Raw genomic sequence first — 14,256 nt, forward strand, 5'->3', positions numbered from 1 at the left:
TCAGGCGTGATCAGAAGGTGGCGTGGGTGTGGATGCGGGAGCGGGCGAGGTAGGCAGCGTGCCAGCCCAGGCTGCGTAGTGCGCCTGCATGTCGGGGTATTGCGCCAGCAGGGCGGCATCGCGTGTGCGCACATCGCCCACCACGCGGGCGGGCTGCCCGGCGACGATGGCAAAGTCTGGCACTTCGCCGCGCACCTGGGCATAGGCGCACACCACGGCCCCTTTGCCGATGCGGCTGCCCGCCTCAATCAGGCTGTGCGGGCCGACAAACGCATAGGGACCGATGTGCACGGGCCCCTGGATGTAGCCAGGTCGGGCAGATGTCGGCCCGGTGTACGCGGCGTAGCTGCGCCCCATGAGGCGCACGGCCCGGTGGGAGCTGTGGGTGACGATGCTCACAAAGTTGGTAATCTGCGCGCCCTCGTCGATGCGCAGGCCGCCTGCGGCGTCCAGAAAGTTGAAGTGGCCGATGAATACATGGTCCGCCAGTTGTAGGCCCTCTTCGCCTTCGATGCAGGTGCTTGGCGCGATGCGCGTGTGGGGCAGGGGCGTGCCCTGCGCAGTGCGCTCGCCAAACACCATGCGGTAGAACAGCGCCTGCCACAGGCGGCGGCGCCAGCGGTTAAGCAAGACTTTCATCGCGTCCTCCCTGAGGGATGTCCTGCCAGGTGGCCAAGGCCCAAAAATAGTAGCCAAAGTACAGCAGCATCGATGCTGAAATGCCCCAGGCTGCGCCGGTGAGTCCACCCAGCGCCAGGCCTGCCAGCAGTCCTGCAAAAAACGCCACTTGGCCCACCAGCGCCAGGCGCAGTGCCCAGGCCTGGGCCTTCCAGGCCAGCGTGGTCACTGCCAGGGGCGATGCAATGAAGTGCAGGGCAATGTAGGGGCCCAGGGCCCGGGCCAGCTCGCCCGCCCCCGCCCAGTGCGCGCCAAAAAAGGCGGTGAACAAGGCAGGCCCCCACAGCAGCAGCACGGCGGCCATGGGCAGTGCGATGGCGGCCAGCAGCCGCATGCTGTGGTGCACCGCCTGGCGCGCCGCTTGGGCGTTGGGGGCCTGCACCAGCTGGGGGTACAGCGCTTGCGACAAAGCCCCGCCCAGCAGGCTGGCGGGCGCCTTCAGGTAGCGCAGCGACATGGCCCACAGGCCTGCAGCCGCGTCGCCCGACCAGGCGGTGACGGCCAGCAGGGTGAACGTGTCTTGCAGCGCGCCCATAAACGCGTGGGGTGTGTTGAGCAGTGGGAAGTCGCGGTGGCGCAGCGCCATGGCGTGCAGTGCGGGCCAGGGTGCGCGCAGGCAGGCAGCCCAGCCGCCCAGCGGTGCAGGCCGCGCGAGCAGCCAGGCGGCCAGCAGCGCTGTTGCGATAGCGCCTGCGCACAGCCCCCACAGCCCTGCCAGCGCGTTGGATTCGGTATGCTCCGTTGCCTCCAAAAGCCACCAGCCCAGCGCCAGTTGCAGCACTGCGCCCCCACCGTACTGCACCAGCCGGGCGCTGGACAGCAGGCCAAAGCGCTCGGCGCGCGTGGCCCACATCGTGAGCCACTGGGTGGCCCCCAAGGCCAGCACCGCCAGTGGCAGCAGCCAGTAGGCGGTCATGCCGCTGCGCCACGCCAGCACGCCAGCAGCACACAGCGTGGCCAGGCCCACGGCGGCTAGCACATGGCCGCACAGCGCCATCAGCTGCGCGGCCTCGGGCTCGGCGCGCTCCAGCGGCAGCGCGTATTCATAGCGAGCACAGGCCACCACGGCCACATTGGTGGCCAGGGCCCACAGCAGGGCAAACTGGCCGAAGGCCTCGGGCGAATAGGTGCGGGTGAGCGCGGGCCCCAGCAGCAAGGGCAGGGCGTGGGCGGCCACGCTGCCGGTGAGCAGCGTGGCGGTGGCTCTGAAAAGCCCCTGGGTCATGCCACTTGTTCGGTCATGCCGCCTGCGCAGCCACTTCGGGTGGGTCGGGCTGGTAGCCCGGCACCAGGGTGTGCAGCAGCGCCCGCATGCCGTCGGGGTCGTTGGCCAGGGCTGCTGCCTTCAGGCGGGTCAGCAGGGCGCTCAGCGTAGCCCAGTCAAAGCGCTCCTCTTGCGCCCGCAAGATGCGCGGGTGCGCCGTGGGCAGGGGGTTGTCGCCAATCAGCAGCTCTTCGTAGAGCTTCTCGCCCGGGCGCAGGCCAGTGAAGGTGATAGCGATGTCGCCGCTGGGGTGCTGCGCGTCACGCACTGTCAGGCCCGCCAGGGTCACCATGCGCTCGGCCAGTTCGCGGATGCGGATGGGCTCGCCCATGTCGAGCACAAACACATCGCCCCCTTCGGCCATGGCGCCTGCCTGCAGCACCAACTGGGCGGCTTCGGGGATGGTCATGAAATAGCGGGTGACCTCGGGGTGCGTCACGGTGATGGGGCCGCCGTGCGCGATTTGCTGGCGAAACAGCGGGATCACGCTGCCGCTGGAGCCCAGCACGTTGCCAAAGCGCACCATCGAAAAACGGGTGGGGCTGTGCCAGGGGTCGTGCGCGGTGTTTTCTTGCGGGATTGCAAAGGGGGGCTGCGTAGCGTGGGCCATGGCTTGCAGCACCAGCTCGGCCACGCGCTTGCTGGCCCCCATCACATTGGTAGGGCGCACGGCCTTGTCGGTGGAGACGAGCACAAAGTGGCCCACACCTTGCTCCAGCGCCACACGCACCATGTTCAGGGTACCAAACACGTTGTTCTGGATGCCTTCGGCCGCGTTGGCTTCGACCATGGGCACATGCTTGTACGCGGCTGCGTGGTAAATGCAGACGGGGCGATGTTGCTGGCATAGTTCGGTCATGCGCTGCAGGTTGTTCACACTGGCCAGCAGGGGCGTGAGCTGGGTTTGGATCACACCCTGCTGAGCGAGGGCCTGCAGTTCCTGGTGGATGCTGTAGAGCGCGAATTCACTGTGATCGACCAGCAGCAACTGCGCGGCACCCAGCTGCGCCAGTTGACGGCACAGCTCGCTGCCAATGCTGCCGCCTGCGCCGGTGACCAGCACCACCTGGCCTGCGATGTGCTGCTGCATCAGGGGCAGATCGGGGGCCACGGGCGCGCGCCCCAGCAGGTCTTCAATGTCCAGGTCCTGGAAGTCGGTCACCGTCACCTTGCCGCTGGCCAGGTCGGTCAGGCCAGGCAGGGTGCGGATGCGCACGGGCAGGGGGCGCAGGCTTTCGATGATTTGCTGGCGCCGCTGGCGGGGCACGCTGGGCAGCGCCAGCAGCACGTCGGTAATGCCCAGGCGCTGCACCGTGGCGGGCAGGGCCTCGGGCGCATACACGCGCACACCGTTGATGCTGCGGCCCACTTTGCTGGTGTCGTCGTCGGCAAAGGCCAGCAGGTGGTAGCTGCGCGCGCTGACCAGCCCCGCCGCGGTTTGCGCCCCGGCTGTGCCTGCGCCGTAAATCAGCAGCCGGTGGGGGGCTGCAGCGGTGCGCCCCGCCAGCCACAGCCAGCCCAGCGAGCGGCTGGCGCCCACCAGCAGCAGAAAAATCACTGGCTGCAGAATGCCCACGCTGCGCGGAATCCCTTCCCACTTGCCAATGAGCAGCGTGAGCAGCAGCACCGCGCCGTAAATGGCCACGGCCTTGCCGGTGGTGAGCAAGGCCTGGATGCCGGTGTAGCGGAAGATGGCGCGGTACAGCCCCAGGTTCATCAGGATAGGAAATGCCAGCGCCGGGGCCAGGGCGTAGGCAATCCACTGCCTGCCCTCGGGCCAGTGCAGGGTGTCCAGCCGCAGGGTAAAGGCCACCCACATGGCAAACAGGCCCATGCCCGCGTCCAGCGCGGCCACAAACAGGCGCTTGGCGCTGCGGGGCCAAGAGAGGATGTGCTGCAGCACCGCGCGGTCGTCCAGGCCCTGCATGCTCACTGCGCAATACCCGTGCGTTCCAGCACGTCGCCCACCAGCTCCAGCCGCACCAGCGGATTGTCCAGCTCCATCAGACGTTGCTTCAGCTCCATGGGCACGGGCAGCAGCTCGCACCACCGGTTGGCCACCCAGCCGCAGTCGTCCAGCTGCTGCGGGGTGGGCAATATGGCGGTGGGGTTGAGGGCATCGCGCGCGTGCAAACTGTGCAGCACCTGCATCAGGGCGGTGGCGGTTTTCTTCAAGTCGTCGGGGATGGGGATGCTCAGGTCCCGGTCCAGCTGGCCCACGTTGGCAATCCACAGGCCGTGTACCAGGTGGTTGCGCTGGGTGATGCGAAAGCGCTCCGTGCCCCGGCACAGCAGGGTGATCAGCCCGGGCTGCGGCATGTCCAGCTGGTCAATGATGGCGAGGGTGCCCACGTCATGAAACTGCTCATCGGGGGCACCGGCCTGCCGTACCTCGTTGCCTTGGGTGAGTGACACCACGCCGAAGGGGGCGCCCGTCTGGTGGCATTTGCGCACCATGTCGAGGTAGCGCACTTCAAACACGCGCAAGGCCAGCAGGCCGTCGGGGAACAGCACCGAAGCCAGCGGGAAAAGGGGCAGGGAGGAGAGGGTCAGCGTTTGGGTCATGGGCAGGGCCTTGGAAGCTGCTCAAAGTGGTCTGCGTTGGGTGGCGGCAGCGGGTGCGCGCACCAGGCGGGGAGGGGTTGCATCCTGGCCAGCGGGTGCGCCCGCAGGCCGGGGCAGGGCGTGCATCTCACCCCCTGTGGAGTGGCCTGATGCCCGGGCGGCTGCCGCAATCCCCCAGACAGCGAGGAACAGTTTCTCAGGTCGCTATCATCCCACGGCGCTGCCCACTTTCGCTGGGTGCGCCTTTTCATTCCCTCACGCCCATGCTCTACCAGATCGCTACGTTGTTGCTTGATGTCATTGGTGGCCTGCTGACCGGGGCCTGCCTGCTGCGCCTTTACATGCAGTGGCAGCGCGTGCCGTTCTCCAACCCCGTGGGAGCCCTGGTGTTTGCGCTGACGGACTGGTTCATCCTGCCGCTGCGGCGGCTGATTCCGCCCACGGGGCGCTGGGATGTATCGAGCCTGGTGGGCGCGGTGCTGGTGCAGCAGGTGCAATACGGCCTGTTGTGGCTGATTGCGGGCGGTGCGATCTCCGGTACGGTGGTGCCACTCATGGCCGCGTTTGGCCTGATGCGTGTGGCCATTTCTGGCCTGATCGGCCTCTTGATCGTGCATGCCATCTTGTCGTGGGTGCAGACCCGTTCACCCATTGCTGATGTGATCGGGCGCCTTTGCGCCCCCTTGCTGCGGCCTGTGCAGCGGGTGATTCCGCTGATCGGGGGGCTCGATCTGTCACCCCTGGTGCTGCTGGTGCTGCTGCAGATCGCCATGATCGTGCTGGGGCATTTGCAGGCAGCGGCGTTGACGGGGGTCTTGCGGTTTTGAGGATGCAGCGCGGCTTCGGCCGGCGTAACCAACCTCTGCAAGCCTGGGGTTTAAACAAAAATAGCTTCTAGCGCTTATGGATTAAGCGCTAGAAGCTATTGAATTAATAGCAATTTCATTGCATGCCCCTTTGGCAAGGGGCCGCAGATTCACATCACGGCGTCGGCTGGCAGGCGCTGCAGCATGGCCAGGCTGCTGGCCACGGTGTTGCGCAGTTCGCGGCGGTCACAGATGAAGTCCACGGCGCCCTTGGTCTGCAGGAACTCGGCACGCTGGAAGCCCTCGGGCAGCGTCACGCGCACGGTGGATTCGATCACGCGGGGGCCTGCAAAGCCGATCAGCGCCTTGGGCTCGGCAATCACGATGTCGCCCACAAAGGCAAACCCAGCACTCACGCCGCCCATGGTGGGGTCGGTCAGCACGCTGATGTAGGGCAGGCCCTTCTTGGCCAGGCGGGTCAGCGCCGCGTTGGTCTTGGCCATTTGCATGAGCGACAGCAGGCCTTCTTGCATGCGAGCACCGCCCGTGGCGGTGAAGCAGATGAAGGGTACTTTTTGCTCAATGGCGGTTTCCACGCCACGCACAAAGCGCTCGCCCACCACTGAGCCCATGGAGCCGCCCATGAAGTCGAACTCGAAGCAAGCGGCCACCACGTTGATGCTCTTGACGGCACCACCAATCACGATGAGCGCATCGGTCTCGCCCGTGTTTTCCAGGGCTTCCTTCAGGCGCTCGGGGTACTTGCGGCTGTCCTTGAACTTGAGGGCGTCCACGGGCAGCACTTCCTGGCCGATTTCATAGCGGCCTTCGGCGTCCAGAAACGCATCCAGCCGCGCGCGGGCGCCGATGCGGTGGTGGTGGCTGCAATGGGGGCAGACGTTCTGGTTCTGTTCCAGATCGGCCTTGTAGAGCACCGTTTCGCAGCTCGGGCACTTGATCCACAGCCCTTCGGGCACCTGGCGGCGCTCGGTGGGGTCGGTTTGCTGGATCTTGGAAGGCAGAAGTTTTTCGAGCCAAGACATGGTGTTTTCCTCTGTAAGAATGGGGCAGCGGCACGGCCTTGACGCTAGCACGGGTCCAAAGATCAGTGTTCCCGCGCAAGGGCCGCCCCGCCGCGCTGGGAGTGTCCTCCTTCCTGTGCGTGGCACAAGAGAAAGGGGGAAGCGGCAAAGCCGCTCAGGGGGATGCCCTCTATTTTATGCGTCGAGTGCCTTACGGACACCACGCAGGAAGTCCACCGTGAGGGGAACCACCTTGGCGTGCTCCTGGTCTTCGATGAGCTGGATGATGCGGCTGCCAATGACCACGGCGTCGGCCACCTTGCCAATCGCCTGGGCCGTGGCCGCATCGCGGATGCCAAAGCCCACGCCGACCGGGATCTGCACGTGCTGGCGGATGCGGGGCAGCATTTGCTCGACCGCCGCGGTGTCCAGCGCGCCAGAGCCGGTGACGCCCTTGAGCGACACGTAGTACACGTAACCACTGGCCACGCGGGCCACCTGGGCCATGCGCTCAGTGGTAGAGGTGGGGGCCAAAAGGAAAATCAGGTCCATGCCGTGGGCACGCAGGTCGGCCGCAAAGGCTTCGCATTCCTCAGGCGGGTAGTCCACGATGAGCACGCCGTCCACCCCGGCCTCGGCAGCATCGCGCACGAACGCACTGCCTGTGCCTGCCTTGCCGTGCTTCTGGTCGTAGCGCTCTACCGGGTTGGCGTAGCCCATCAGCACCACGGGAGTCGTGCTGTTGCGTTTGCGGAATTCACGCACGTGGTCCAGCACTTGCACCATGCCGATGCCCATGCTCAGGGCCTTTTCGCCCGCCTTCTGAATGACCGGGCCATCGGCCATGGGGTCAGAGAAAGGCACGCCCAGCTCAATCACATCGGCCCCGGCCTCGACCATGCCGTGCATCAGAGCAGGGGTAATGTCTGCGAACGGAAAGCCCGCCGTCACATAAGGAATCAGCGCCTTGCGGCCCTGGGCCTTGAGGGCTGAGAAAGTTGCTTCGATGCGGCTCATTTGACCACCTTGACGGGTTGCTCGCCACCCTTGACGGACTGCCCCTGGCAGCTGGGGCGGCAGTAGAAGTCGGCACCGCTGAGATCGGCCACCGTGCCAATGTCCTTGTCGCCACGACCGGACAGGTTGACCAAAATCGACTGGTCTGCGCGCATCGTCTTGGCCAGCTTCATGGCGTAGGCCACTGCGTGGCTCGATTCGAGTGCAGGGATGATGCCTTCGGTGCGGCACAGGTAGTGGAAGGCGTCCAGCGCTTCTTTGTCAGTGATGCCGACATATTCGGCACGACCGATTTCTTGCAACCAGGCGTGCTCCGGGCCCACGCCAGGGTAGTCTAGGCCCGCGCTGATACTGTGGGTTTCAGTGATCTGGCCGTTGTCATCTTGCAGGATGAACGTGCGGTTGCCGTGCAACACACCTGCGCTGCCCTTTTGCAGCGATGCCGAGTGCTTGCCTGAGTCCAAGCCTTCACCCGCTGCCTCCACGCCAATGAGGCGCGTCTTTGCAAACGGAATGTAGGGGTGGAAGATGCCCATGGCGTTGCTGCCGCCGCCCACGCAGGCAATGACTGCGTCGGGTTGTTCGCCCAGCACTTTTTGCTCGGCCAGCATGGCGGGCATCTGCTCGATGCATTCCTTGCCGATGACGCTTTGGAAGTCGCGCACCATCATGGGATAGGGGTGCGGGCCTGCCACGGTGCCAATGATGTAGAAGGTGTTGTCCACATTCGCCACCCAGTCGCGCATGGCGTCGTTCAGTGCGTCCTTCAGGGTCTTGCTGCCGGACTCGACGGGCACCACCGTGGCGCCCAGCAGCTTCATGCGGTACACGTTGGGGCTCTGGCGCTTCACGTCCTCGGCGCCCATGTACACCACGCACTCCAGGCCGTAGCGGGCGCAAATGGTGGCGGTGGCCACGCCGTGTTGGCCAGCCCCTGTCTCCGCAATCACGCGGGGCTTGCCCATGCGCTTGGCCAGCATGGCTTGGCCGATCACGTTGTTGATCTTGTGCGCGCCTGTGTGGTTCAGGTCTTCGCGCTTGAGGTAAATCTGCGCGCCACCCATCTCGCGGCTGGTGCGCGCGGCATGGTAAATGGGCGAGGGGCGGCCCACAAAATGCTTGAGTTCGTAGTGGAATTCCGCCAGAAATTCAGGGTCGTTCTGGTAGCGGGCGTAGGCCTCGCGCAATTCCAGGATGGCGTGGGTCAGGGTTTCGCTGACGAAGCTGCCACCATAGGGGCCAAAGTGGCCGGAAGCATCAGGTTGCTGATAGGAGCTCATGGGGGGTCTTTGCAAGTTGGGCATCGGCCGCACGCACGGCGGCAACGAAGCGTTGGATTTTTTCGGCGTCCTTGATGCCTTTGATGGGCTTGCCATCGGGGCCATCGGCTTCAACGCCGGAGCTGACATCAACCGCCAGCGAGAGGCCTCGCGGGCGGACTTGCAAAATGCCATCGGTCACGTTTGCAGGCGTGAGTCCACCAGACAAAACGAGGTGAGAGCTGACGCTTGGTGGAAGGAGTGACCAATTGAATGCCTTGCCGCCGCCACCATAGCCGTCGACATGGGCGTCGAGCAGGATGGCTTGGGCGTGTGAAAAATCCTGAGCGTATTTTACGAGGTCAAAGCGTTCAGCTCCATCGCCTAGGGGTATGCGTGCAGCGCGCAGAAACGGACGCAGGCCGTGGCCTGTGGCCTGCAGGCAATCGGTCCGGGTTTCATCGCCATGAAATTGCACGATAGCGCCTGTCACCATTGCGCTAGCAGCTTCTATTTTTGTAGCGGTCTCATTGACGAAAAGCAGTACAGGCGTGACAAAGGGGGGCAAGCGTCGGGCCAGTTGCGCCGCCCGCTCGGCCGACACGGCCCGTGGGCTGGGAGCGTACAGCACAAACCCCACTGCGTCGGCCCCGGCCGCCACGGCGGCGTCCACGTCCTGCTCGCGGGTCAAGCCGCAAATCTTGATGCGCGTGCGGGCTGCGGGCGTTGAAGGGGTGGGCGTGTCTTGCACCAGGGCGTGGTTCGTCATGGCAGCCAATCAAAAGGAGGGGTGCGGTCGGGCAGGTTCCAGCTGGCATCGTAGACCGGCCCGAGAAAGTACAGCCCGTCTGGCGAAAAGGTTGGGGCCGCAGCATCGCGTGAGCGGGCCTGCAGCACCTGCTGCATCCAGTCTGCGGGCTGCTTGCCCATGCCAATGGCCACCAGGCACCCCATGATGTTACGGATCATGTGGTGCAGGAACGCATTGGCTTCGAATTCAAACCGCCAGTAGCAACTGCCCCAGCCCAGCTCCGGGTGTGGTGCGGCCTGCCGGTTGCAAGAGATGTCGATGCGCCGCAGTGTTTTGACCGGCGACTTGGCCTGGCAGGCCGAAGCCCTGAACGATGTGAAATCGTGCTCGCCCAGCAGTGCACTGGCGGCCTGGCGCATGGCATCGCCATCGAGCGGGTGGTACACCCAACCCACGCGGCCCGCATCCACGCTGGGGCGCACCGGGGATTGGAGGAGCACGTAAGCGTAGCGCCGCGCCGTAGCGCTGCCGCGCGCATGAAAACCCGGCGGCACATGCCGGGCCCACTGCACTGCGATGTCGGGTGGCAAAAAGGTGTTGGTGCCGCGCACCCACGAGGCATCTGGGCGACGCAGTGGGGTGTCAAAGTGCACCACCTGCATCAGCCCGTGCACGCCGCTGTCTGTGCGGCCAGCACACAAAGTGCCTATCGCATGCGTAGCAAAGCGGCCCAGGGCCGCTTCTAGCTTGTCTTGGATGGTGTTGCCAGACAGCTGGCTTTGCCAGCCGTTGTAGGCTTGGCCGTTGTAACTGACCCCCAACGCCACCCTCACAGTGGGGTTGGGGGACTGTGCTGGATGGCTCAGGTGCTCTGGCGGGGCGTCTGCCTGCATCAGCCCAATTCAGCGAGCAAACGCTGGGCACGGGTTTTGAGCGCGCCCGTGGCTTCTGCCACGACTTCCTCAATCAGTGTGCGGGCACCGTCGGTGTCGCCGATGGCGTTGAACTCTTCTGCCAAGGCCAGTTTGGTCGCCAGCGGGTCGTCATGGGCAGCGGCTTCGCCATCATCGTCGTCGTCGATAGGAGCCGACGCAGTGATGATTTCTTCGCTGACCGCAGGAGCGGCGGGCTGTGCTGGGGCCGTGAGGTCCAGAGACAGGTCACCCAGATCGAACTCCAGAGCGTTGGCGTCAGCTGCACTGGCCGACAGCGGGGTCAGCGCCGACGGCAGCATGGTCAAGTCGTCCACCGAGTTCAATGTGTGGGCCGCTTCGGCCATGGGGGCACGGGCGGTCTCGGGTTCGTCGTCCAAGTTGGGCAGGGCCAAATCAGGCGCCAAGCCCGATGCTGCTGCGGCAGCCGCAAAGCCTCCGGCTGCGGGCGCATCGGTCAGGGCGTCATCGGGCAGGTCCAGGTCCAGATCCAAGTCCAGGTCGGAAGGCAATGCCGCACCTGCTGCGCCCACGGCGCCAGGCATGGTCGAAGCAAAGACGCCCGCAGGAGCTTGGTCTGCGCTGCCGCCTGGGCGACCGCCGGGTTGGTACAACGGGTTTTCGGGGTCCAGCGTGCGACCCAGGTCGGCAATGCGTGCCCAGTCAGGGCCTTCGCCTTGGGTGAGTTTGAACACATCACCCGCCACAGCTTCCAGGGCCTTGCGGTCTTGGCGCTTGGCGTAAATTTCGCCCAGCTTCACATGCACCGAGACGCGGGCGGGGTTGTGGCGAACAGCTTCTTTCAGGATTTCTTCAGCCTGCAGGTCGCGGCCATAGGCCAGGTACACGTCGGCTTCGGCCACGGGGTCGACATCGCCACCCGCATCCAGCTGGCTGGGCGAGTAGGCCATGGACGAGCCGCCCGTGGTCATCTCGCTGTTGGCCGTGTCAATGCGCTGGCCACCACTGGCGCCGAAGAACGAATCGGGCTGGATGCGGCTTTCGAGGAAAGAGCTGTCCACCCCATCGGCATTGCGGCGGCGCTGCACGACCCGGTACACCCCAAAGCCAGCCAGCAAGGCCAGCAGGCCGCCACCGGCCAATGGGATCATGGGGTCATCGAACAGGCCCGAGAAGAAGCTGGGTTCTTCAACGGGTGGTGGTGGAACCGGTACGGGCTTGGGTGCCACGGGGGCAGACGCTTCCGCGACTGGTGCAGATGCAGCATCCGACACTGCAGAGGCTGCTTCAGCAGGCACGCTGGCGGCTTCCGCGGGCACTGCTGGCGCCGATGCAGGGGCTGCAGGCGCGGTGGGGGTGGCTGGAATGCTGGGAGCCTCAACCTTGATGGCGGCGGGGGCACTGGCGGGCGCAGCCACTGCGGGGGCTGCACCAGCCGCCGACGCTGCGCTGACCTTGTTCAGGTCGCTGATGTTCTTCGACAACTCGGCCATGCGGGCGTTGGCCTCGCTGGCTTGCTTGTCCTTGGCCAATTGGTCTTCTGCAACCTTCTGGCCTTTGAGCGAGCCCTTGGAGATGGTCAGCTTGTCTGGGGCTGCGGTGGCGGGCTTGCGGTCTTCGACCTGTGCTTGCACCTTGCCGCTGGCAGAGCGTTCTGCCGAGGCCACGGTGGTGCTCGGTGCGGAGTCTGCCAGCTTGCGACGGAAGGTGTTGAAGTCGCGGCTTTGGGCCGACAGAATCTGGCGTGCTTCGCTCGTGGGCACCGATTTCACGGTGGCCTCATCAGGCATTTGCAGCACGGCACCGGCACGCACGCGGTTCACGTTGCCTTGGATGAAGGCATCGGGGTTGGTGCGCATCATGGCCACCAGCATCTGGTCGAGCGACACATCTGCGGGGCGGTGGGCGTTGGCGATGCGGCCAGCGGTGTCACCGGCCTTGACGGTGACGCCATCGCCAGAGGCGGGCGCTGCTGCAGGGCGGGGGGCGGGTGCTGGTGCTGCACGGGGCGTGGCAGGCGCAGCCGCAGCAGAAGATGTAGCGCGAGAGGCTGGTGCAGGGCTTGCGGCCTGTGCAGCCACTTGGGGCGATGCCGTCACGGTGGGCGCAGCGCGGCGCAGCGCTGGCGGGTCAAACAGCATGGTGTAGCTGCGAACGATCTTGCCTGTGCCCCAGGTGGTGTCCAGCACCAAATCGACAAAGGGCTCGTTGACGGGACGATCGCTAGTGACGCGCAGCACGGCGCTGCCATCGGCGCGGCGTTGCAGCTGCACCTGAAGGGCGTTCATCAGGGGGGTGAACTCCATGCCCTGTGAGCGAAACACTTCGGGCGATGCCGTGGAAGTGCGCAGGGTTTCGGCTTCGGCCGGGGTGATTTGCGGCACGTCAATTTCTGCACGCAGGGGCTCGCCCAGCGCAGATTGGACTGTGATGCGGCCCAAAGCCAGAGCAGATGCTTCGCTGGTGTAAAAACCGGCAGAGACCACGGCCGCGGCCGCTAAAGCTGAAAATTTCCAACGATGCATGTTTGCCATCAACTGATTAGGTTTTGCGGCTCGGTCGAGCGGTGCTGTTTTTCTCATGATCTGGTTCCCGCCCCGGCGCGTGAAAATATGTAAAAAGCACCATAGCAGCAATGTTTTGCACTGACAAGCTGAGGTGGTGCCGAAGCTTTGGTCCGCCGCATTGCACCCCAAATTGGTGCAAAAACATGTTGCCAAACGGCAACGTGGCGTAACTGGTTGTTTCCCGCCCATTTATGAAAAAAGCGCGCAAAACCGAAGTTTTGCGCGCCTGCGGTGCGGCAGCCGGATCAGGCAGCCAGCAAAATGCGCAGCATGCGGCGCAGTGGCTCGGCGGCGCCCCACAGCAGTTGGTCGCCGATGGTGAAGGCGCCCACATATTCAGGGCCCATCGCCAGCTTGCGGATGCGGCCCACCGGGATGGTCATGGTGCCAGTCACGGCCACGGGGGTCAGGTCCTTGATGGTGGCTTCGCGGGTGTTAGGCACCACTTTCACCCACTCGTTGTCGGCGGCGATCATGGCTTCGAGGTCGGCCACAGGCACGTCCTTCTTCAGCTTGAATGTCAGGGCCTGGCTGTGGCAGCGCATGGCGCCCACGCGCACGCAGAAGCCATCCACGGGAATGGCCGCAGAGCTGAAGCCCTCGCCCAGCCCCAGGATCTTGTTGGTCTCGGCCATGCCCTTCCACTCTTCCTTGGATTGGCCATTGCCCAGGTCCTTGTCGATCCAGGGGATCAGCGAGCCGCCCAGGGGCACACCAAAGTTGGCGGTTTCAGCGCCGGTCAATGCGCGCTGCTTGGCGATGACCTTGCGGTCGATTTCCAGGATGGCGCTCTTGGGGTCGTCCAGCAGAGCCTTCACTTCGGCATTCAGCGTGCCGTATTGGGTGAGCAATTCGCGCATGTGCTGCGCGCCGCCGCCCGATGCAGCCTGGTAGGTCTGGGTGCTCATCCACTCGACCAGACCGGCCTTGTACAGCGCGCCCACGCCCATCAGCATGCAGCTCACGGTGCAGTTGCCGCCCACCCAGTTCTTGCCGCCGTTGGCCAGCGCGTCCTTGATGACGGGCATGTTGACGGGGTCCAGGATGATGACCGCGTCTTTTTCCATGCGCAGGGTGGAGGCGGCGTCAATCCAGTGGCCGTTCCAGCCCGCAGCGCGCAGCTTGGGGAAGACTTCGGTGGTGTAGTCGCCGCCTTGCGCGGTGATGATGATGTCGCAGCGCTTCAAGGCGTCGATGTTGTACGCGTCTTGCAGGGTGGTCTCGTTCTTGGCCTGCGCTGGGGCTTTTCCGCCAGCGTTGGACGTGGAAAAGAACAATGGCTCGATCAGATCGAAGTCTTTTTCTTCGATCATGCGGTCCATCAACACCGAGCCGACCATGCCGCGCCAGCCGACCAAACCTACCAACTTGCTCATTTCAACGCCCTTTCAGATTAAGAAACAGTGCCAGACCAGACTGTTTGCCCCGGCTCGT

12 protein-coding genes are annotated in these 14,256 nt (G+C 64.9%); 1 reads left to right on the forward strand and 11 read right to left on the reverse strand.

Features of this window, described 5'->3' with window-relative positions:
* Genes C8C98_RS13050 through C8C98_RS13065 form a run of 4 tightly spaced genes read right to left on the reverse strand, consistent with a single transcriptional unit; the run spans position 1 to position 4,507 of the window.
* Positions 1 to 639, reverse strand: coding sequence for an acyltransferase (locus tag C8C98_RS13050; protein WP_121454637.1), 639 nt, complete (start codon positions 637 to 639; stop codon positions 1 to 3).
* A complete protein-coding gene (locus tag C8C98_RS13055; protein ID WP_121454638.1) occupies positions 623 to 1,903 on the reverse strand; it encodes a lipopolysaccharide biosynthesis protein in 1,281 nt (426 codons plus the stop codon). Before C8C98_RS13055 ends, C8C98_RS13050 begins: the two co-directional genes overlap by 17 nt.
* Before the next feature lie 13 nt (positions 1,904 to 1,916).
* Positions 1,917 to 3,869 carry a nucleoside-diphosphate sugar epimerase/dehydratase gene (locus C8C98_RS13060; protein WP_233574537.1) on the reverse strand — a complete coding sequence of 651 codons (1,953 nt, stop codon included), beginning with the start codon at positions 3,867 to 3,869 and terminating at the stop codon, positions 1,917 to 1,919.
* Positions 3,870 to 3,871: 2 nt separating this feature from the next.
* Positions 3,872 to 4,507, reverse strand: coding sequence for an LON peptidase substrate-binding domain-containing protein (locus C8C98_RS13065; RefSeq protein ID WP_121454639.1), 636 nt, complete (start codon positions 4,505 to 4,507; stop codon positions 3,872 to 3,874).
* A 263-nt stretch (positions 4,508 to 4,770) separates the two neighbouring features.
* On the opposite strand from C8C98_RS13065, the gene C8C98_RS13070 reads away from it, so the two are divergent.
* Positions 4,771 to 5,334, forward strand: coding sequence for a YggT family protein (locus C8C98_RS13070; RefSeq protein ID WP_121454640.1), 564 nt, complete (start codon positions 4,771 to 4,773; stop codon positions 5,332 to 5,334).
* A 149-nt stretch (positions 5,335 to 5,483) separates the two neighbouring features.
* On the opposite strand, the gene accD is transcribed toward C8C98_RS13070, so the two are convergent.
* The 7 genes from accD to asd form a co-directional block, all read right to left on the reverse strand.
* Complete coding sequence (gene accD / locus C8C98_RS13075) at positions 5,484 to 6,356, reverse strand: acetyl-CoA carboxylase, carboxyltransferase subunit beta (protein ID WP_055399419.1); 873 nt, start codon at positions 6,354 to 6,356, stop codon at positions 5,484 to 5,486.
* A gap of 174 nt (positions 6,357 to 6,530) precedes the next feature.
* Positions 6,531 to 7,352 carry a tryptophan synthase subunit alpha gene (gene trpA / locus C8C98_RS13080; protein ID WP_121454641.1) on the reverse strand — a complete coding sequence of 274 codons (822 nt, stop codon included), beginning with the start codon at positions 7,350 to 7,352 and terminating at the stop codon, positions 6,531 to 6,533.
* Positions 7,349 to 8,632 (reverse strand): tryptophan synthase subunit beta, encoded by a 1,284-nt coding sequence (gene trpB, locus C8C98_RS13085; RefSeq protein ID WP_121454642.1) that lies wholly within the window; start codon positions 8,630 to 8,632, stop codon positions 7,349 to 7,351. The genes trpA and trpB overlap by 4 nt, the downstream gene beginning before the upstream one ends.
* Positions 8,610 to 9,380: a phosphoribosylanthranilate isomerase gene (locus tag C8C98_RS13090; RefSeq protein ID WP_121454643.1), complete on the reverse strand. Its 771-nt coding sequence runs from the start codon at positions 9,378 to 9,380 to the stop codon at positions 8,610 to 8,612. The genes trpB and C8C98_RS13090 overlap by 23 nt, the downstream gene beginning before the upstream one ends.
* On the reverse strand, positions 9,377 to 10,195 hold the full coding sequence (gene truA / locus C8C98_RS13095; protein ID WP_199726659.1) for a tRNA pseudouridine(38-40) synthase TruA: 819 nt from the start codon (positions 10,193 to 10,195) through the stop codon (positions 9,377 to 9,379). Before truA ends, C8C98_RS13090 begins: the two co-directional genes overlap by 4 nt.
* Positions 10,196 to 10,254: 59 nt before the next feature.
* A complete protein-coding gene (locus C8C98_RS13100) occupies positions 10,255 to 12,780 on the reverse strand; it encodes a FimV/HubP family polar landmark protein (protein ID WP_121456242.1) in 2,526 nt (841 codons plus the stop codon).
* A 287-nt stretch (positions 12,781 to 13,067) separates the two neighbouring features.
* Positions 13,068 to 14,198, reverse strand: a complete 1,131-nt coding sequence (gene asd, locus C8C98_RS13105) for an aspartate-semialdehyde dehydrogenase (RefSeq protein WP_121454645.1) — start codon at positions 14,196 to 14,198, stop codon at positions 13,068 to 13,070.
* Between the last annotated feature and the right edge of the window lie 58 nt (positions 14,199 to 14,256).

The sequence above is a fragment of the Acidovorax sp. 106 genome (assembly GCF_003663825.1).
Taxonomy (GTDB): domain Bacteria; phylum Pseudomonadota; class Gammaproteobacteria; order Burkholderiales; family Burkholderiaceae_C; genus Acidovorax.